Genomic DNA, 19,475 nt, shown 5'->3' on the forward strand with positions numbered 1-19,475 from the left:
GCACGCGGATCAGGCCGCCATCTCCTCGCGAACCAGCGCGCCAAGCCGGGAGATGCCTTCGTCGATCGTCTTTTCGTCCGCGCAGGAGAACGAGATGCGGAAGGTGTTGGCGCCGCTGCCGTCGGCATGGAACGCCTTGCCCGGCACGAACGCCACCTTCTTCCGCTCGATCGCCTTGGCGAGCAGATCGGCGCCATCGAAGCCATCGGGCAGCGTCACCCAGATGAACATACCGCCCTCCGGCCGCGTCCAGCGAACGCCTTCGGGCATGTATTTGCCGAGCGCCTCGAGCATAGCGTCGCGACGCTTGCTGTAGGCGGCCTTGATCTTCTTCACCTGCGCCTCGAAGCCGCGCTCGGCGACCAGCGCAATGGCCATCTGGTTGATCGTCGAGGAATGCAGGTCGGCCGCCTGCTTCATCAGCACGAGCTTGCGGATGATGTCGGCGTTGGCGACGATGTAGCCGACGCGAAGACCCGGCGCCAGCGTCTTCGAAAAGCTGCCGCAATAGATCGTGCGCGTGGCGTTGATGTTGCCGCCCTTACGCGCCATTTCCAGCGCCAGGATTGGCGGAATGGCCTCTCCATCGTAGCGCAGCGACTGATAGGCGGCGTCTTCGATTACGGCGACGTCTAGCTCTTCGGCCAGATCGAGCAGCTTCTCGCGGCCAGCGCGGTCGACGGTCTCGCCGGTCGGATTGGCGAAATCGACCGAGAGATAGGCGAACTTCACCCTGCCGCCCGCCTCCTGCGCCACCTTGCGATAGGAGTCCGGCGTGCGGTTGCCGTTCAACGTCAGCTGGTCGTAGGCAGGCTCATAGGCGTTGAAGGCCTGCAGCGCGCCGAGATAGGTCGGCCAGGTCACGAGCGCGGTATCGCCCGGCGAAAGGAACAGCTTGCCGAGATAGTCAAGCCCTTGCTGGGAGCCGGAAACGATGAAGACGTTGTCTGCCGTGCAGCCGATGCCGAGCTTGCCCATTTCGCCGGCAAGCCATTCGCGCAACGGCTTGTAGCCCTCGCTGACGGAATACTGCAGGGCCGCATTCACCGCACTGCCGGAAAAGATATCGGCGTACGCCTTCTTGAACTCCTGGTCTGGAAACAGCGCCGGATCCGGAATGCCGCCGGCGAACGAGATGATGTCCGGTCGGTCGAGAAGCTTCAGCAGTTCACGGATTTCCGACGCCTTCATCCGGGATGAACGCGTGGCAAAGATATCTTCCCAATTCAGCATGGGGGTTTCCTCGGATTTTTTTGACGCGGGAGAGGACCACAGCGGCCACATTAAGTCAATAATACTGACCTATCCTCCGGCACTCCCCGGGCAGGCCGTATCACCGCTGCCGGATTGCGGCAAGGCTTGTCTTTCCTGTGGTCGTCTGCAGTGTTCAGGCCCGGCTAGCCACCAGGCTGGCCTGGCTTCCATCGGTGCCCGTATCGGCTGCACCGTTCCTCCAGCGTTCAGAACGCACGAAGTCGATGACCTCGGCCGCAGGCATCGGCCGGGCGAGCGCAAAGCCCTGCAACGCGTCACAGCCCATGTCGCGCAGGACCTGCACATGGGCCGCCGTCTCCACGCCCTCCGCCGTCACCGTGATGTTGAGCGACCGCCCGATCTCGATGATTGTGCTGACCAGCCGGCGCTGTGCCGCCGAGCGCACGATCGGCCGGACGAGCTGGCGATCGATCTTCAACCGCCGCGGCAGCAGCTTCGTCAGGCTGACGATCGAGGCATGCCCCGTGCCGAAGTCATCGACCTCGATTTCGACGCCGAGCCTGCGGATCTCCGCAAGGTTATCGAGGATCTTGGGATCGCAGTCGTCGAGGAAGATCGATTCGAGAAGTTCGAACGACAGGCGCTCCTTGTGCAGCGGCATGGCGCGCAATGACGCGCAAAGGTCCGGATCCTGCAGGCGTCTGGACGAAACGTTCACAGACAGCTTCGGAATGACGACGCCCTGCATGTCCCAGGCAGCCAGGTCGAAGAGCGCCCGCTCCAGGATCTGCCGGTCGATCGCAGCCACCGCATTGATGTCCTCGGCGATCGACAGGAACTCGCTCGGCGCGAGTATGCCGCGCTCGGGGTGATCCCAGCGCGCCAGCGTTTCCATGCCGACGATATCGAGCGTCCGGGCGCAGAACTGCGGCTGGTAGTAGGGCAGGAACCGCCGGCGCTCGAGGCCTGCCATGATCTCGTCGCCGGTCTTCCTGCTGACGATGATCTGCGCCTGGAAATCGCTGGTGAAGAATTCATGGCGCCCGCGACCGCGGTTCTTGGCGCGGTAGAGCGCCAGGTCGGCATTGATCAGCAATTGCCGTCCGTCGATCGAACTGCCCACCGCGCTCGCAATCCCGATGCTCGCGCCGAAACGACAGACATGCCCCTCGAACAGCACCGGCGCGCGCATGGCCGTCACGATCCGCTCGGCAAGTTCGTCCAGCTTGCGCTGCTCCGTTCCGCAGGCGAGGAAGACGAATTCGTCACCGCCAATCCGGGCGACGAAGTCGTCCGGTCCCATGTGCGCCCGCAACACCGCCGCCGCACGGTTCAGCATTGCATCCCCGGCCGTATGGCCCAGGGTGTCGTTGATCTCCTTGAAGCGATCGAGATCGATGTGGAGGATCGAAAGACGCGTGCCCTCCCGTCCGGCCCGCTGCGCCCGCTCCTCCAGCGTTGCATCGAGATAGCGTCGGTTCGGCAATTGGGTGAGGTGGTCGTGCAGGGCGTTGTGTTCCAGCCGCCCGCGCGCCTCCTCAAGCGCCGCGCTGCGCGCTTCGGCCAGTTCCTTCGCATGCTTCAGCTCCTGCTGAAGCTGGACGTCCTCGGTCACGTCCCAGTTGGCGCCGACGAGCCATTTCACGCCGTCGCTGTCGACGAACAGGGCGCCACGTGAGCGCAGGTGCCGGATTTCGCCAGCGCCGCGAACGATCCGGAAGGCGTTGCTGTACTCGCCGCCCTCGACAATCGCCCGCTTGACCGCCTCGGTGGCCTGCGCCCGGTCTTCCGGGTGGATGGCATTTTCCCAGTCCAGCGGCCGGACCCGGCCCGCGCCCTTGCCGTAGATGTGCCGCAGCCGATCGTCCCAGGTCAGCGTGCGGGCCATGAGATTTGCCTCGAAGACGCCGATGCGGGAAATATCGAGCGCGAGCTCCAGGCGGCGGGAGAGCTGCTCCAGCAACTCCTCGGCCTTGCGGCGTTCGGTAACATCCGTGTCCGTTCCGGCAATGCGCGACGGCTTGCCGTCCGGACCATAGGCGACGACGGCGCCACGGCTTTCGATCCAGATCCAGTGCCCGTCCCGATGGCGCTCGCGGTAGCAGAAGACGTTGAAGGCAGCCTCGGCCGTTTCCTGCCGCGCAATTTCCCGCAGGACGTGCTCCCGGTCGTCGGGATGAACCGTCTCGATCCAGGTCTCCAGTCGGCCGTCCACCTCCGCATCGGCCGCCAGGCCGCGAATGGCCTTCCATTGCCTGGAATAGAACAGGTCGCCCTTTGCGAAGTCGTGGTCCCACACCCCCTGCCCCGCGCTTTCGAGCGCGTTGTTCCAGCGGCTCTCGCGATCGGCAAGCTCCAGCTCGCGCCGCTTCTGTGCGTCGATATCGACGACCTGAAGCACGATCTGCGGACCATCGCGGCACTCGCTTCTGAAAATCGAAACCAGGCACCAGACCCCATCCCCGCTGGGCCTTCGCAGCATAAGCTCCAGCGCGTCGGACGGTGTGGCACCGACGAGGGCCGCAGACAGAAGCGTAACGAAACGCCCGTCGTCGGCGATCCTGTCGAGCGCCGGCAGTTCAGCGAGCTCGTTGACGCCGAAAATGCGCAGCAGCGCGGGATTTGCGGACACGAAGCTGAGCGTATCGTTGGCTATTCCCATGCCGAACGGCGACCGCCGACAAACCGGGTCCACCGGTTCGCCCGCTGGCGAATTCGTCTCCGGATCGTGGAATGCCCCCATGCACGCGCATCCATTCGCAATCATTGGATTGCGAGCATCAACGCATACCGTGAAATTCCGATTAATGACGCAGCTTCTGCGCGCGGAAGCGCTCAAAGTTTGTCAGGGGGAGCGGAACCCGGAGTTCCCGAACGCTCAGCGTCTGTCTGGATCAGAACAAACCGGACAGACGCAGGAAATATCAGGGCTTGAGGCGACTGAGGAACTGCGCGAAGACCATCCCGCCTTCCGGCCAGGGGCCATGGCCGGACTCCGCGTTCAGATGGCCGGAATCGCCGGCATCGATAATAAAGGAGCCCCAGGCATTGGCAATGTCGTCCGCATGTTCATAGCTGCCGAACGGATCGTTGCGGCTTGCCACCAGGAGGGAGGGGAACGGCAGCGGATCGCGCGGATAGGGTCCGAACGTCATCAGGTGCTTCGGCCGGATGGACGGATTTGCCACGTCCGGCGGCGCGACCAGAAACGCGCCGGCGACCTTGCTGCCGAGATGCGGAACCGCGTGGATTGCCGTCGCGACACCGAGCGAGTGCGCCACCAGCACGACGGGCTTCGTCGCCGCCTCGACCTCTTCGACCACGCGCGCAACCCAGTCCTCGCGCACGGGCTTCGCCCACTCCGCCTGTTCGACGCGACGCGCGGTCGACAACTTGGCCTGCCAGCGGCTTTGCCAGTGCTCCGGGCCGGAGTTCGTGTAACCCGGAATGATCAGGATGTCTGCGTCGGATGCTTTCATGGCTGGCGATGTGCGGTCGCCGCGCCCCCATGTCAAGGGCGAACCTCAAGAAGCAGGACAATCCGGGACAGGAATGCTATTGTCGGAGGACCATTGAGGGACCACCGTGCGGTGGCTCGAGGCCGTGCCACGGTGATCCTGCGGTTCGAACCGGCAAGGAGGACTGGAGCATGGCCACATTTCACGTGATGTCGGACGCGCAACACAGGGTCGCCCATCCACAGGTGCGCAAAATTACCGTGGGCGAAGTCTGGGACGCCTTTCTCCTGGGCATCGACGATTTCCGGGAGCAGCCATCGCATTACGCCTTTCTCTGCCTGCTGTTTCCGCTGTCCGGTGTCATCCTGATGATCTGGAGCTCCGGCGCCAATCTGATGCCGATCATGTTCCCGCTGACGGCAGGCTTCGCGCTGCTGGGTCCGTTGCTTGCACTCGGCCTCTATGAAATCAGCCGGCGCCGCGAGGCCGGGCTCGATACCTCCTGGTATCATGCCTTCGAGGTTCGCCGTTCGCCCGCCCTGCCCGCCATCCTTGCCGTCGGCGCCATGCTCGTGGTCCTGTTCATCGCATGGATCCTTGCTGCCGACCGGCTCTATGCAAGCCTGTTCGGTACCGAGCAGCCGCAGTCTCTTTCCATGTTCCTGTCGCAGGTTTTCGGCACGGCCGCTGGCTGGCAGATGATCATTCTCGGCCACCTGATCGGCTTCTGCTTCGCCGCCGTCGTGCTGGCAACGACCGTGATCGCGTTTCCGCTTCTGCTCGATCGGGATGTCGGCGCAGTTTCCGCCGTCGAGACGTCGCTGCGCGCCACGATGATGAACCCGATTCCGGTCGCGTTCTGGGGCCTGATCGTCGCCGCCTGCCTGATGCTCGGCTCCATCCCCGTCTTCGCCGGGCTTGCGGTGATGATGCCTATCCTCGGCCATGCCACCTGGCATCTCTACCGCAAGCTGATCGTCGCCGAGAAATGACCGGACGGGTCCCGCGCACCATCAGGTCGCGCGGGGCGGCCGGCCGGTCCTGTCGGATAGACGTGTTGGAGGGTCAAGTGCTGGCGGTCGCCCGCGGTTCGCAATCCGCTGGCCGAATGTTAGACACGGACGCGCGGCGCAACCTTCGAGTGCGCCGCGGCGGCGTGGCGTGTCGACGCGAGCGCGGGTCGAAGCAAGCACGGGCTCGCCGGCATCGGCAGCGCCGTCCACCAGGCAATACATTTCTAACAACGTCCAGCGACGCTGCCGAAAAACACCGCAAAATTCAACCTTCAGGCTTTCGTCTGCCCCCAAAGGCTTGCCAGGATCAATGTGGCGATCGCTCCCAGGATGAACGCGTCGAACCAGGCGAAATGATATACGAACGTTGCCATCACACTATCCTCCCGATCGTGAAACGACTACGCCGAAATCATGTTCCCTTTCCGCCAAGATTGCAATCTTGTTCTGATGGGTATCATTGCTTGCGCCACCTGACGTACACGCAGCGCATGTCGATCAGGCCTTTCCTGTTCAATCATCAGTTATGCGGGCCGACCTAACCGGCCTCAACCGGCGCAGCCGGGGTGGCTGCGGCTGTCGCTGGCCCGATCGATTTCACCGAGCCGCTGCTGTCGATGACGCAGGTGAACTTGCTGCCGGCTGCATCGAGATCAACACGGTAGTTCGTCGCGTCCAACTGGCTTGAGCTGGTCGGCAGGATCCTGCTGCTGTCGACGCCGGACGGAACCGCCGCAGCGGTGGCGCACATCAGCTGCAAATCCGCGGGCGCCGTCCCGAGGCTGGTCCGCGCCATGTCCTGCGGCGCCGGCGACGACTGGCAGCCGGCCACCATTCCTGCTGCGGCCAGCGTCAGCCAGCCGAATGCTATCCCCCGTGCATCCATTCCAGACACATCCTCTCTTTCGGCCCTCGCGGCCGGTTGCGTCCTGCCGTCGTCATTTTCACTTTTGTGCCATCGCCTCACACGCCCTTGTAAAGGGCCGCCCCCTGCATCAGCACGATCACCTTCGCACCGACGTCGACGCGATCGTAGAGGTCGATGACATCCTCGTTGTTCAGGCGAATGCAGCCGGACGAAACGTCCAGCCCGATCGTCCAGGGCTCGATCGTGCCGTGGATGCGGTAGATCGTGTCGCTGTCGCCGACGAACAGATACATAGCCCGCGGTCCGAGGGGATTGTCCGGTCGGCCGCCCGGCATGCCGGCGGCCCACTTCGCCGCATGGGGATCGCGCGCCACCATCTCCGGCGGCGGCGTCCAGGTCGGGTTCTCCGCCTTGCGGCCGACACGAACCATGCCGGCCCAGCCAAAGCCTTCGCGCCCGACGCCGATCCCGTAGCGGATCGCCTGCCCGCCCGGCTGCACCAAATAGAGAAAATGCTGGTTGCCGTCGATGATGATGGTGCCCGGCGCTTCGGCGGTCCTGAACGGAACGATCTGCCGCTGGAAGGCTTCGGGCAGTTGCTTGTTGCGGGCGTAGAGCTGCCGGGCCTTCTTCTTGTCGTAGTTGACCCATTTGCCCGTCTTGGAATCGTAGATCTGCGTTTGCGCCAGCGCCATGAGCGGAGCCAGCGCAATGCCGGCCGCTACCAGCCATCCGAGGCGGCCGAGCCGGCTCGTGCTTCTCTTTTCCCGAACAGCATTCATGGCTTGGCCCACCCCTCGACCCGCGCTTCGTTCTGCTCGACCCATTTCCGGGCGAATTCGAGCGGCTCCTGGCGCTCCACGCCGAGGGCGTAGCTCATCTGCGTCACCTCCTCGGCAGTGAAGTCCGCGTGCTCCAGAAAATTCGCGACATCGGGCCGCTTCTCGGTGAGTGCGGATGAATAGCCGATCTGGAAATGTGCCGCATCCCAGGCGGTCGTCGCACTCGACTTCTCGATCCAGAGCGGATCGCTGGCCGGCGCGAGCTTCCACTTGGCCGCATCGTGGGCCGGTTCTTCCAGCCGTGTCAGTTCGTGAAGCTGAAAGACGTGGTGCGGCGCGTAGCAGTAGAAGACCATCGGCTGATCGGTGGCGATCGCCGCATCGACCGCCGCCATGGCGACATCCTCTTCCGCCTCGACCAGCGTCATGTTTTCACCGTAGCCATAGCTCTTGGCGCGAACCCGTTCGATCCCCGTCGAAAGCCAGGTCGCAGCGCCGATCCACATCTCGCCCTTCCCATCGCCGTCGGTATCCAGGACTTTCGTCTTCTCGGGATCGCCGAGGTCGCCTATGGACTTGATCGTCCTGGCTGCCGAAGGCGTGGCGCACAGCCCCTGCCACGCAGCGACGCTCTTGCCGGCCAGCGTGACGGCGCCCTTCTCGTCGACATACTTCCTGACGAGGTCGTCGAAATTCGGCCGCCAGATTTCCGGCTGCACGTCGACCGTTCCCTTTTCCAGTCCGACGAACGCGTTCATCGTGCCCATCGGCTTGACGTCGACCGCAAGACCCAGCGTCTTTTCGATGCCGATCTTGAGAATGTTTGCGGTCGCCTGCCCGGAGGGCCAGTTCGGCGCGGAGATGACGAGATCAGCCGCCTGTGCGCCCGCAGCCGCAAGCACACTGGCAAGAACCGTCGACACTAGAAAATTCGATGCACGTCGCTTCACAGCACACTCCCAGGAATTCCAGAAAGAACTGCATGCACGCAAAGGCAATCATGTTGATGGATTTGACGCCGGCTCGCTTCTCTCGTGAAGCCTTCCCCTCCGGCGACGTCCCTCACCGCGCTGGCGAAGATGCACCGACTTGCCGGGGGCGTCAACGTGCCCTCGGACCGGGATCATACAAAAGAGGTGTAAAACGAAGAAACAGTGCAAGTCCGCACCGGAACAGTGCTGCAAAATTCCGGCAGACCGCGACGTGTGGCTAACAACTGTGGCAGATTATTTCTTCTTTTCTCTGACAGTACAGAACTATCAGGGGCCGCTCTTCCTTCGCAGGGAGATCAAAACGTTCTGACAGCCCCAACGACATCGACGACCACATCGAGGCCATCAAATTTCTTCGGAAGCTTCTGCACAATCGCCTGCTTCGAGACTTGAACGTTTATGGCAAGATCGTCGTGCTTGTCATTCAGGCTGATTCCGATACCGACCACACCGCTTTCATTGGCATACGCTTCCTCGAAGTCCTTCTGGATCGCGGTCGCCTGGTCGATCGAATGCCGCAACGCACCCATCGCAAAATCCTCAGATCAGTATTACGCCCAACTGAGCCTTGACCGACGATATAGGATTTCCGCCAGTGATGCCAAGATTTCCTGCACCGCCCGATTGCGAGCCTGCAAACAGCAGCGCCACCGGAACGCCCTGGCCATCGACGATCAGAGAACCACTGTCGCCGGGCGCGGAAAACGCGCGAGCGGGACTGTTGTTCATTTCGAACGTGATCTGGCCGTCGAAACGCGCAAGCCCGATCCCCATGTTGACGACATAGTTGTTCACGTTGACCGCCCGCACCTTGCCGGCCGTATGCCTCGTTGTCCGCCCGGTCTTGAACACCGGCATGCCCGGAAACGCCTGCACGACACCCGTCGGCTGCAGCGTCAACACCTGGACCGGAGGCGTACGGCTATCGTAGATGCCGCGCGTGTCCATGCCTCGCCCGTGGTCGCTCAACTCTGCGAACGCGGCATCCACGGCATTCGGCAAGCCGCCGAACTGTATCGGGACGAAGCGTGTCAGATTGCCAACCACATCGTTCACCCGGTGCCCCGCGTCGCCTGCCGCCTGCTGGATGACGGGCGTGCCTATCGGCACCTGGTTCACATCGGCCAGCACGTGGTTGTTTGAGAGAATACCCGCCTTGTCGCCTTGAGCGTCCCGGCAGAAGCAGCCAAGGGTGCCACTGTAGTTCACCGTTGCCGGCGATGTGCTGCATCCGATGCGGAGCGGCTGGTTCCGGGTCTGCGTCCACAGCGGGACTTGCCGGCCGATGTAGATGATCTCCGCCTCGCGCCGCGAGAGGGCTCGGATCTCGTCGACCACCGAACTGTTCATCAGCAGGTGGTTTTGAACGAGCACGGCCAGTTGCGCTTCCTCGTCCCCGGGTCCCTCCGCGACCCCGAGCGCAATATCTTCGGCGATACGCCGGCGGGCTCTGGCCAGCGAGCGACGGCGGGCTTGCTCCTCGTCCATGAGGACCGGATCGACAAAGGTGGAAGCCACCGGCGCCTCGCCGACAGCGGCCATCGGCATCTCTTCAAATTTGAAGATCTTGCGGAAGACCTCTCCCTGTAATTCCAATGCGGACTGCAGTCTCACGGCACGCCCTCCATCGGTCAGATACAACCAAAGGTAAAATAGCAGAAACAATGCCCGCAGGGAATGTTCTGTCGAAAGGCGGCGCCTGCATGTACGCCACGCAGGATAAACGGCCCGAGAGGCCCGTGTTAAACCCTAACAATCACGCTCAACGAAAACATGAAAAAACCGGACGGTTGCCCGCCCGGTTTCAGCGATGTGATGCAAGCTCGCCTCAGCGAGACGGCTAAACGATCAGTTGACGGCCTTGTCGACCAGCTTGTTCTTGCCGATCCAGGGCATCATGGCGCGCAGCTTGGTGCCGACTTCTTCGATCTGGTGCGCATCGTTGTTGCGGCGGATGCCCTTGAAGCGTGCGCCGCCGGCCTTCCATTCCTGCATCCACTCGGAGGTGAACTTGCCGGTCTGGATGTCCTTCAGGACGCGCTTCATCTCAGCCTTCGTTTCGTCGGTGATGATGCGCGGACCCGTGACGTATTCGCCCCACTCGGCCGTGTTCGAGATCGAGTAGTTCATGTTGGCGATGCCGCCTTCATAGATCAGGTCGACGATCAGCTTCACTTCGTGCAGGCACTCGAAGTAGGCCATTTCCGGGGCGTAACCGCCTTCGACCAGCGTTTCGAAGCCGGCGCGGATCAGTTCGACGAGACCGCCGCAAAGAACGACCTGTTCGCCGAAGAGGTCGGTTTCGCATTCTTCCTTGAAGTTGGTCTCGATGATGCCCGAACGGCCGCCGCCGACGCCGCAGGCGTAGGAGAGCGCGAGGTCGAGGGCGTTGCCCGAAGCGTTCTGGTGAACGGCGACGAGGCAGGGAACGCCGCCGCCCTTCTGGTATTCGCCGCGAACCGTGTGGCCCGGGCCCTTCGGCGCGATCATGACAACGTCGACCGAGGCCTTCGGCTCGATGAGGCCGAAGTGAACGTTCAGGCCGTGTGCGAACGCGATGGCGGCGCCGTCACGGATGTTGCCGGCGATGTCGGCCTTGTAGATGTCGGCCTGCAGTTCGTCCGGGGTCGCCATCATCAGGAGGTCGGCCCACTTGGCAGCTTCGGCAACCGTCATGACCTTGAAGCCGTCGGCTTCAGCCTTCTTGATCGTCGGCGAACCGGCCTTGAGCGCGATCACGACGTTCTTGGCGCCGGAATCCTTGAGGTTGAGGGCGTGTGCACGGCCCTGCGAACCGTAGCCGACGACGGCAACGTTCTTCGCCTTGATGAGGTTGAGATCGGCATCACGATCGTAATAGACGCGCATTTTCGTTTCCTTCCCTTGCTTGTCAGACAGTTTCGGCCCGCCGCCCTATGCGTCGGCCATTGCACCTACGCCGTAGAGGGTGAGGAACGACGTCACCGCCCGTTCCGCCCGCCCGGCGAATTCCTTTTTCATGGCCCGCGGATCCTCGCCCAGCAGCATGCGCAGATGGGCATCCGTCACGATCAGTCCGTAGAGCGTACCGTAGGCCTCGTCCGCATCATCGAACGCCAGCAGGCCCGCCTTTCGCCCGGCCTCCAGCAACGTCGTCGCGCGGCGGCCGATCTGACGGCGCCCGCGCTCCTCCAGCAACCGACCCAGCGTCGCCCCGCCGCTCGCCGCACCGCCACGACGCTCGCCCCTGACCGTCTGGCCAATCGCCAGCCTGTTCAGCGCCAGCGACACGTCGCCGGAAAGAACGTCGAGCAGGTCGAGCGCGAAGGCGGACAGATGCCGGCGCAGCCCCTCCACCGTAAGGCTCTCGGCCCTGACCTCGACGGTCCGGACCTTGCCCGCCTGATAGCCGATCATCGCCGACAGCAGACCGTCGCGATCGCCGAACCACTTGTAGAGGCTCTCCTTGGAGCAGTTCGCTGCGCGCGCGACGCCGGCGGTCGTCACCGCCTTTTCGCCGCCGTCCACGAGGAGGTTGAGCGCGCTTTCCAGCACGGCGCTCTGGCGCTCGGTCAGACCGGCCCCACTCGCTTTTGCTGCGCTCTCCTCGACGACCTGCACGATCCACCCTTAAACAGTCAAGCTTGCGTACCGTACGGTACGGTTCGGCGCCGTTCTAGGCCGTTTGACACAGACCGTCAACAGCAAATCCGCCATACGGCTCACGATCCCGCACGAACGCGTCAAAATCCGACCGGTCGACATGATTCCTCAGCGCATCTTCAGTTCACAGACGCAAAATTGTCCTTCTGCCGCTATGAATCTGCACATGAGAACATTTGCTCAACCGATTGAATGGAAACAAAATTTCCTCACAACCCTAAATTTCCGCCCGTTCGCGCATCATTTTTCCCTTCCCAAGACATTTCATCTCGATAGAATTGGTGAGGTCGCTTTCCGGGATGCAAGCAACCTGGGGGCGATCGCTGCAGGAGTAAGCAGCTAAACCCGACGCCAAGGAGACAGAAAATGATGAGTTTCCTGCCTGACCTTCACGAAGGACACGCTCCAATAACCCTGCAACTTCTTTTTCGCGACGCGATCGATGCCTTCCATGATTGGAAACTCGGCGAGCCGGAACCATCGGTGATGCACGAAGGCACGCTCGTGCCGATCAGCACAGTCTTTGATGCGATGCGGGGCTGCACGGATATCATGCCCAAGACCACCACCGAGCTTGTGACCGAACGCCTGACCAAGCCCTGGGACGGGCAAGGCCCGCTGGATGTCATGACGTTCTCCACGGCCGCCCGGGTCATGGGCGTCCTCATCCGCAAGCGCCGCCTGCAGGAGGTCGAGACCCCATCGGTCTACGTTCAGGCGGAAGGCTGCGCCGCATCGCCGCTTCATTGATGCATGAATTGGCCGCCGCGCCACTCAGCGGCGCGGCGGATTTCGTCCGGATGATACGCCGAGGGGTCGGGTGCCCTCTGCATACGCGGCCTCCAAAAAGAGCGCTTTTCGCCTAGCAAGGCGCGTGGCTCGTGCCTTGACCTCGTCAAGCGAACCAATTATTTCTCTTGGATCGACAATTGAACGACGACTTTTGCTTTTGCGCTTCAGCGCAGTTTGACGAACTTCCCCTTCAATTTCGACCAAATCGAGTTCTTCGGTCCCACGACCGGTGAGCTATCAGCAATGCCACAGAAAGGGTTTCGTCATGGCAACTGGTACCGTTAAATGGTTCAACACCACCAAAGGCTACGGCTTCATCGCTCCCGATAACGGCGAGCCGGACGTTTTCGTACATATCTCGGCCGTACAGCGCGCGGGCCTCGCAGGCCTGAACGAAGGTCAGAAGGTCAGCTACGAGCTCATCCGTGACCGCAAGTCGGGCAAGATGTCCGCCGACCAGCTGGTCGCCGCCTGATTTTTCAAGGCAGCGCCGCCGATTTCGGCAGCCCGCAATAATTTGGAAAGGCCGGAGCGATCCGGCCTTTTTTCATTGCGTTCACCACACGGCGAGCCGAGACACGCCTAGGCTCCCCCCCGGCTTTCCCGTTGCTGAATCGTTTCCCTCTGCGTGATCAGACGGGCACTGTGCTGGCCGCTGAGGAATATCCACAGCCAGCTCCAGGCGACGGCAAAACGGCTGCGCGTGCCGATCAGGAAGTAGATGTGGGCGATACCCCACAACCACCAGGCAAACGCGCCCTTCAGCTTGAACTTTCCGAATTCGATGATCGCCGCACGCCTGCCGATCGTGGCAAGGCTCCCCTGATGCCAGTAACGGAACGGCCCCGGCGCGGGCTTGCCCGATAGCCTGGCGCGGATCAGACGGGCGAGGTAGGTGCCCTGCTGCTTGGCGGCAGGCGCGATACCCGGCACGGGTTTGCCGCCCTCCTGCATCACCGAGGCGGTGTCGCCGATCACGAACACATCAGGGACGCCGGGCGCCGACAGGTCCGGCCCGACGATCGCCCGCCCGGCCCGGTCGGAGGGAATGCCGAGCCAGCGCGCGGCCGGCGAGGCCTGCACCCCGGCCGCCCAGACGAGCGTGCGGCTCGGCACGAACGCGTCGCCGATCGTCACACCTTCCGCCGTGCAGGCGGTCACCGGCACGCCGGTGCGCACCTCTACGCCCAGCGTCTCCAGCGAACGCCGGGCATAGTCCGACAGCTGTTCGCTGAAGGCCGCTAGAATGCGCGGTCCGGCTTCGACCAGAATGACCTTCGCCTGACGCGTATCGATGTGGCGGAATTCTGCCGGCAGGGTGCGCTGCGCCAGCTCGGCGATGATGCCGGCGAGTTCGACGCCCGTCGGGCCGGCGCCGATGATGACGAAGGTCAGAAGCGCCTCGCGCTCCGCCGGGTCACTCGCAAGCTCCGCCCGCTCGAAGGCAAGCAGGATGCGGCGGCGGATGGTCGTGGCGTCCTCCAGTGTCTTGAGGCCGGGAGCGACAGGCTCCCACTCGTCATGGCCGAAATAGGCGTGCGTCGCGCCTGTGGCGAGTACCAGCGTGTCGTAGGCGACCGTGCCACCGCTGCCAAGCTGCACGGTCTTTGTCGCCGGATCGACGCCCACGACCTCGTCCAGCAGCGTCGTGACCTCCGCCCGGTGGCGGTAGAGATGGCGGATCGGCCAGGCGACCTCCGAGGTCGCCAGGACCGTGGTTGCGACCTGATAGAGCAGCGGCTGGAAGAGATGATGGTTGCGGCGGTCAATCAGCGTGATCCGAAGGGGCGCACCCTTCAGCGAATTGACGAGCTGAAGGCCGCCAAATCCGCCGCCGACGACTACGAGGTGATGAAGATCCTGCATTCCGAAATTCCGCCTGCTTTGTGCCCGGCATCACCATCGAGACCTGACGAATGTCAGGCGATGCGCCTAGAGCTACAATCTTCGCGACAGTAGATGGGCACAACGGCTTTCTTTTCATGCGAGCCGTGCACTGAGAACAGCGGTCAGGCTTGGACGGGGTCGGCGATAGTCGGGCCCGTGCTGTCGGGACGATTGAATGCGCGAGCCTAGTCCCTGCCCTGTCCATCGAAGGCGCTGCGCGCCCTCCGGATGGCGGGATGATTGTCCTGCGACCACTGGACGAGCGTCCGCAGCGGCACCAGCAGGGATTGCCCGAGCTCGGTCAGCGCATATTCGACACTGGGCGGCTGGGTGGGATAGACCGTGCGGATCAGGTAGCCGTCGCGCTGCAGATCACGCAGGGTCTGGGTCAGCATGCGCTGCGAGATGTCCGGAATGAAACGGCGAAGCTGCGAAAAGCGCATCGGCCCGTCGGCAAGCGCCAGGATCATCAGCGAGTTCCATTTTCCGCCGATATGATCGAGCACGTCCCGCACCGGGCAATTGTCCATCGACATGGCGACGCCGTCGATGATGATCACCCGTTCACCTTCGGTCCGCTGCGTCATCCTGTTCATGGCGAGGTTCCTTCCAGGTAACCACGGAAGCCAAAACTGCCTCCTTTACAAGCGCCGTTCATAGCATAGAACAGGATAAAGTCTCAATACGAGACCATAAAACGGAAGGGAACCATCTCTCCCGAAGGACCTAGAAAGGGAACTGCCATGTCCGAGACCATTCTCATCACCGGCGCCGCCGGCCAGCTCGGCCGCATCGTGCTCGACCAATTGCTCGCATCGGGCCAGATCGCCCCCTCCTCCATCATCGCCGCCTCCCGCGACACGGCAAAGCTTGCGGACTACGGCGCCCGAGGCGTTGCCCTCCGCAGGGTCGATTTCGACGATCCGTCCAGCCTGCCCGCGGCCTTTGCCGGCGTCGACAAGGCACTGATCATCTCGACGGATGCGCTGGGCGAACCGGGCAAGCGGCTCAACCAGCACAAGGCCGCCGTCGAAGCCGCCGCGAAGGCGGGCGTGGGGCGCATCCTGTACACCTCCCTGCCGCAGCCCGACGACTCCCGCGTCACCTTTGCCGGCGATCATCTTGGAACGGAAAATGCGATCAAGGCGACCGGCATCCCCTGCACCATCTTCCGCAACGGCTGGTATCTGGAAAACCTGTTCATGGCGCTGCCGCATGCCCTGAAGACCGGCCAGTGGTACAGCGCCTCCGGCAAGGGCGTGATCGCCCATGTCGCACGCGCCGATATCGGCGCGGCGATTGCGGCATCCCTTCTCTCGCAGGACAAAGACAGCAAGATCTATACGTTCACCGGCCCGGTCGCCCATACCGTCGACGAGATCGCCGCCGCCGCCGCCAAGGCCACCGACCTGCCGCTGCACGTCGTCCACGTCAGCGACGAGCAGCTCGCCGAGGGGTTGAAGAGTGCCGGCCTGCCGGACTTCCTGATCCCGACGATCGTCTCGTTCGACACCAACACCCGCGACGGCAAGATCGCGATGGTGACAGGCGATATCGAAGCCCTGACAGGGCGCAAGCCGCAGACCCTGGAAACTTTCCTCGAACAGAACGCGAAAGCCCTGACGGCTTGAAGCCACCCGCCGGCGAGGCCGCGCGGGCGGCCTCGCGACCAGCCCGCGAAGTCCGTGCTTCCGATCACGGTTTGCCTGACGCAACCGGTCGGGCGCTCTTCGTGCGGGTTCAGCGTCCGAAATCGGATCTCGCGCTGATGGAGATCGGCTTCAGACCGCTTCGCCGCAGGCCCGGCGAAAGCGGCGAACCGTCTCGGCCATGCCGTATTCCAGCGCGTCTGCGGTCAGGCCGTGGCCGATCGACACTTCGGCAAGTGCGGGAATGCGTGCGGCCAGTGCGGGAAGGTTTGCCACGGTCAGATCGTGGCCGGCATTGACGGCGAGCCCGAGGTCGACTGCGATATCCGCGGTCCTGCCCAGTTCCTCGGCAAGTTGCCCAGCACGCACCGGATCGTCGAAGCAGCCGCCGTAGGGGCCGGTATAGAGCTCGATCCGGTCCGCGCCGACCTCGCGCGCGATCGCCAGCGCGTCGCGATCCGGCGTGCCGTCTGCGAAAAGCGAAACCCTGAGGCCCAGCGCCTTGAGGCGCCCCACCACAACCTCCAGCAGCTTGCGCTCCTTGCGAAAGTCCCAGCCGTGGTCGGACGTCGCCTGGGCGGGATCATCTGGCACAAGCGTCACCTGCTCCGGGCGATGTTCCTCGACGAGCCGCAGGAAGCCTTCTTCCGGATAGCCCTCCATATTGAATTCGGCATCGGGAAAAGAGCCATCGATCAGCGCCCTGATCGGCCCAAGGTCCGAAAAGCGGATATGGCGCTGGTCGGGGCGCGGATGCACGGTAAGCCCGCTTGCCCCCGCTTCAAGCGCAATCCGGCCGAGACCGGTAACGCTCGGCCACGGCAGGTCGCGCCGGTTGCGCAGCATCGCGATCGCATTCAGGTTCACCGACAGTTTCGCAGGCATGGCAGTCTCTTCCCTATTGGCCTGACCAAGCTCTAGCCTGTCGCCCTCGCGCATTCAATCTCCATGCGGCGTGAGCGACGGCCGCAATGCAATCAGCAGGAATGGCGTCGGCATTGGGAGAACCGTGGGTAATCGGTGCCGACACTTGCCGAAACGCAAGAATCTTCGCTACGCTTAAGCCGGCGCAGAGACCGCGCCAAATCACGAATCGAATGGACGGGGTATCGGTCATCGGCATGACTGCGACAGTTTGATGGACGGTGATCGCGCACTTCCCCCGCCACTCGTGCGGGCCTGTGTCGATGACATTCTGGCGAGCAAGAGTTTTTCTCGCTCCGGCCGCCTGCGCGCGTTCCTCTCCTATGTCGTCGAATGCGAACTTGCCGGCAAGGCTGCGCAACTGAAGGGCTATACGATCGGTGTCGATGTCTTCGGACGGCCGGAAGGTTTCGATGCTGGCAGCGATCCCATCGTTCGCGTCCAGGCAGGCAAGCTGCGCAAGCTTCTTGATCAGTACTATGAAATCGAGGGTGCCGATGCGCCCTTGCGCATCCGCGTCCCGGTCGGCAGCTATGCCCCGGAATACGAATGGCGCCATACCGAAGTTCAAGACGCAACCGCAGTCCACAACCCGTCGACGACGGCGCTGCCGTCTGGTTCGTTTTCAGTGACCGGGATGCCACCCAAAGCGCGGGAAGAACGGCGCACTCCGGCTTATCGCTGCTGGAAACCCGCGCCGATCTCCTCGCACCTGGCCCTGCTGACGCTTCTGCCACTGTTGGTGATGGCGCCGGTTTCGTATTCGGAACTTTCCGCAAACTCGATCGAAAACGTGCGCGTCTATGTCGAGAACGCACGCGCGGAACTGGACAAGAGCACCGAGCTTCCAAGCATCCGCATCGAGCGCTGCTGGCCCGGTACCGATGCATGCCGACAATTGGCGGACGCGATCGAGCGGGCGGCGCGATACTACAAGACGGTTCGCCTCGTCGAACGCCGCGCTGAGGGCGAGGAGACACCCCTCGCCTATCGGATACGCATCGAAACGACGCGCGACGGTGGTGAAATCTACGCACGGCTCGTTCATGAGCAGAGCAACGTCACGGTCTATGCCGGCCATTTTCCGGCGGGCAGGCTCGATGATTCGGCCAGCGCCTACCATGCGTTCCGATTCGCCACCCGGGCGCTCTCCACCAATGGCCGGCTTTACAGTCATGCCCGCAGCAGCGGTCTTTCGAGCAGCAGGATGCTCTGCCTGCAGGCGGCCGAAGCCGGACGGAATGCCTGTCTTCGGGAGCATCAGAAGGCGGCGGCGGGCGTTCGGTCGCAGCCGGGCCTCGTTGACGAAGATGTCCGGGCCGACCGGGCGGCTCGTTGAAGGTGCAGCATAAATTGCCCTTGCCCCCTAGATATGGGGGTATCAAAGATCGCACGCCGACGCTAACCTCCCTGCATTCGAAGCAGCGGTGCGCTCCTTCGTATTTTGCAAAGATGGCGGACGCGGCCTTGCCACATCGAGGGGTGCCGGCTGGGCTGCGACATGAAGGGAAAAGTGCCGATGCTGGCAAATTCTGTAGGTGGCCGTTCTGATGAACGGTGAAACCGTGAAGACGACCGAATCCGGCTCACGTACGATCCGCTTCCTGCCGGCCGCACCTTTGCCCGAAAACCTCCCGCAGGGCCGGCTGGCGATCGCGGACATGGCAAATGCCTTCGGCGTCACCCATCGCACCTTGCACTTCTATGAGGAAAAAGGGCTGCTGACCGCAGACCGCGTCGGCCCCATGCGCGTCTACGGCCCCCGGGAAATCCAGCAGATGGCGGTCGTCAATACCTGCCGCGAAACCGGAATGCCGGTAGCCGCCATCCAGGAATTACTCGATGCCCTCTGCCGGGCGGCCGACCAGGGCGAGGCCGATGCGATCTTCCGCGGCGCGATGATCTCGCGCAAGCGCGAACTGGCCGCCCAGCAATCGACGATCCGCCGCCAAATGCAGCAGATCGGCGAACTTCTCGAGTTCAATGGCGGTCCGGAAATCGAGATGAACGACAACACCCGGCCGGAAGTGCTGTCCGATGAGGAGTTGCGCTGCCTGACGCTGATGGCCGAGGGCTATCCGACGACGCGCATCGCCCGCGCGCTGGACGTGGATCCGGGCCAGGTGCAGTCGATGGAGAAGGAAATCATCCGAAAATTCAGCAGCAACAATCGCTTTCAGGCGGTCGCCAAGGCTGTGCTGCTCGGGATCATCGGCCACTGAAGTTCCGGCGCCTGCCGCCGGAATACGCCTG

The 19,475-nt window shown here is 63.1% G+C and carries 19 protein-coding genes; 6 read left to right on the forward strand and 13 right to left on the reverse strand.

Going from position 1 to position 19,475, the window contains the following annotated elements; genetic code table 11:
* Positions 1-9: 9 nt before the first annotated feature.
* From CRO48_RS11860 to CRO48_RS11870, 3 genes are all read right to left on the reverse strand, one after another.
* A complete protein-coding gene (locus CRO48_RS11860) occupies positions 10-1,233 on the reverse strand; it encodes an aminotransferase-like domain-containing protein (RefSeq protein WP_097139475.1) in 1,224 nt (407 codons plus the stop codon).
* Positions 1,234-1,387: 154 nt separating this feature from the next.
* Positions 1,388-3,958 carry a sensor domain-containing protein gene (locus CRO48_RS11865; protein WP_176526735.1) on the reverse strand — a complete coding sequence of 857 codons (2,571 nt, stop codon included), beginning with the start codon at positions 3,956-3,958 and terminating at the stop codon, positions 1,388-1,390.
* A 181-nt stretch (positions 3,959-4,139) separates the two neighbouring features.
* Positions 4,140-4,694: an RBBP9/YdeN family alpha/beta hydrolase gene (locus CRO48_RS11870; RefSeq protein ID WP_097139479.1), complete on the reverse strand. Its 555-nt coding sequence runs from the start codon at positions 4,692-4,694 to the stop codon at positions 4,140-4,142.
* A 170-nt stretch (positions 4,695-4,864) separates the two neighbouring features.
* Here CRO48_RS11870 and CRO48_RS11875 point away from each other — a divergent pair, with 170 nt between their 5' ends.
* A complete protein-coding gene (locus CRO48_RS11875; RefSeq protein ID WP_097139481.1) occupies positions 4,865-5,665 on the forward strand; it encodes a DUF2189 domain-containing protein in 801 nt (266 codons plus the stop codon).
* Positions 5,666-6,224: 559 nt separating this feature from the next.
* Here CRO48_RS11875 and CRO48_RS11880 read toward each other — a convergent pair.
* From CRO48_RS11880 to CRO48_RS11910, 7 genes are all read right to left on the reverse strand, one after another.
* A complete protein-coding gene (locus tag CRO48_RS11880) occupies positions 6,225-6,572 on the reverse strand; it encodes a hypothetical protein (RefSeq protein ID WP_097139483.1) in 348 nt (115 codons plus the stop codon).
* A 77-nt stretch (positions 6,573-6,649) separates the two neighbouring features.
* Positions 6,650-7,249, reverse strand: a complete 600-nt coding sequence (locus CRO48_RS11885) for a L,D-transpeptidase (RefSeq protein ID WP_245423512.1) — start codon at positions 7,247-7,249, stop codon at positions 6,650-6,652.
* An 83-nt stretch (positions 7,250-7,332) separates the two neighbouring features.
* Complete coding sequence (locus CRO48_RS11890; protein WP_245423499.1) at positions 7,333-8,286, reverse strand: ABC transporter substrate-binding protein; 954 nt, start codon at positions 8,284-8,286, stop codon at positions 7,333-7,335.
* A 338-nt stretch (positions 8,287-8,624) separates the two neighbouring features.
* Positions 8,625-8,858 (reverse strand): hypothetical protein, encoded by a 234-nt coding sequence (locus CRO48_RS11895; protein ID WP_097139485.1) that lies wholly within the window; start codon positions 8,856-8,858, stop codon positions 8,625-8,627.
* Positions 8,859-8,868: 10 nt separating this feature from the next.
* On the reverse strand, positions 8,869-9,942 hold the full coding sequence (locus CRO48_RS11900) for a hypothetical protein (protein WP_141402047.1): 1,074 nt from the start codon (positions 9,940-9,942) through the stop codon (positions 8,869-8,871).
* A gap of 234 nt (positions 9,943-10,176) precedes the next feature.
* On the reverse strand, positions 10,177-11,196 hold the full coding sequence (gene ilvC, locus CRO48_RS11905) for a ketol-acid reductoisomerase (RefSeq protein ID WP_097139489.1): 1,020 nt from the start codon (positions 11,194-11,196) through the stop codon (positions 10,177-10,179).
* 45 nt (positions 11,197-11,241) lie between these two features.
* A complete protein-coding gene (locus tag CRO48_RS11910) occupies positions 11,242-11,928 on the reverse strand; it encodes a TetR/AcrR family transcriptional regulator C-terminal domain-containing protein (protein ID WP_097139491.1) in 687 nt (228 codons plus the stop codon).
* A gap of 408 nt (positions 11,929-12,336) precedes the next feature.
* Here CRO48_RS11910 and CRO48_RS11915 point away from each other — a divergent pair, with 408 nt between their 5' ends.
* Positions 12,337-12,720: a BRA0787 family protein gene (locus tag CRO48_RS11915; protein WP_097139494.1), complete on the forward strand. Its 384-nt coding sequence runs from the start codon at positions 12,337-12,339 to the stop codon at positions 12,718-12,720.
* Positions 12,721-13,027: 307 nt separating this feature from the next.
* Positions 13,028-13,237: a cold-shock protein gene (locus CRO48_RS11920; protein WP_097139496.1), complete on the forward strand. Its 210-nt coding sequence runs from the start codon at positions 13,028-13,030 to the stop codon at positions 13,235-13,237.
* A gap of 107 nt (positions 13,238-13,344) precedes the next feature.
* Here CRO48_RS11920 and CRO48_RS11925 read toward each other — a convergent pair whose 3' ends face one another.
* Both CRO48_RS11925 and CRO48_RS11930 read right to left on the reverse strand, forming a co-directional pair.
* Complete coding sequence (locus CRO48_RS11925; protein ID WP_097139498.1) at positions 13,345-14,628, reverse strand: NAD(P)/FAD-dependent oxidoreductase; 1,284 nt, start codon at positions 14,626-14,628, stop codon at positions 13,345-13,347.
* Positions 14,629-14,834: 206 nt separating this feature from the next.
* Positions 14,835-15,245: a winged helix-turn-helix transcriptional regulator gene (locus CRO48_RS11930; protein ID WP_097139500.1), complete on the reverse strand. Its 411-nt coding sequence runs from the start codon at positions 15,243-15,245 to the stop codon at positions 14,835-14,837.
* Positions 15,246-15,392: 147 nt separating this feature from the next.
* On the opposite strand from CRO48_RS11930, the gene CRO48_RS11935 reads away from it, so the two are divergent.
* Entirely contained in the window at positions 15,393-16,280 is an 888-nt protein-coding gene (locus CRO48_RS11935; protein WP_097139502.1) for an SDR family oxidoreductase, read from the forward strand.
* Between the two features lie 150 nt (positions 16,281-16,430).
* Here CRO48_RS11935 and CRO48_RS11940 read toward each other — a convergent pair whose 3' ends face one another.
* Positions 16,431-17,183, reverse strand: coding sequence for a pyridoxine 5'-phosphate synthase (locus CRO48_RS11940; protein ID WP_097139504.1), 753 nt, complete (start codon positions 17,181-17,183; stop codon positions 16,431-16,433).
* Between the two features lie 253 nt (positions 17,184-17,436).
* Between CRO48_RS11940 and CRO48_RS11945 the strand changes: the two genes are divergently transcribed.
* On the forward strand, positions 17,437-18,561 hold the full coding sequence (locus tag CRO48_RS11945; RefSeq protein WP_097139506.1) for a hypothetical protein: 1,125 nt from the start codon (positions 17,437-17,439) through the stop codon (positions 18,559-18,561).
* 211 nt (positions 18,562-18,772) lie between these two features.
* Positions 18,773-19,444, forward strand: coding sequence for a MerR family transcriptional regulator (locus tag CRO48_RS11950; RefSeq protein WP_097139947.1), 672 nt, complete (start codon positions 18,773-18,775; stop codon positions 19,442-19,444).
* Positions 19,445-19,475: the final 31 nt, after the last annotated feature.

Source organism: Rhizobium subbaraonis (assembly GCF_900220975.1).
Taxonomy (GTDB): Bacteria; Pseudomonadota; Alphaproteobacteria; order Rhizobiales; family Rhizobiaceae; genus Mycoplana; species Mycoplana subbaraonis.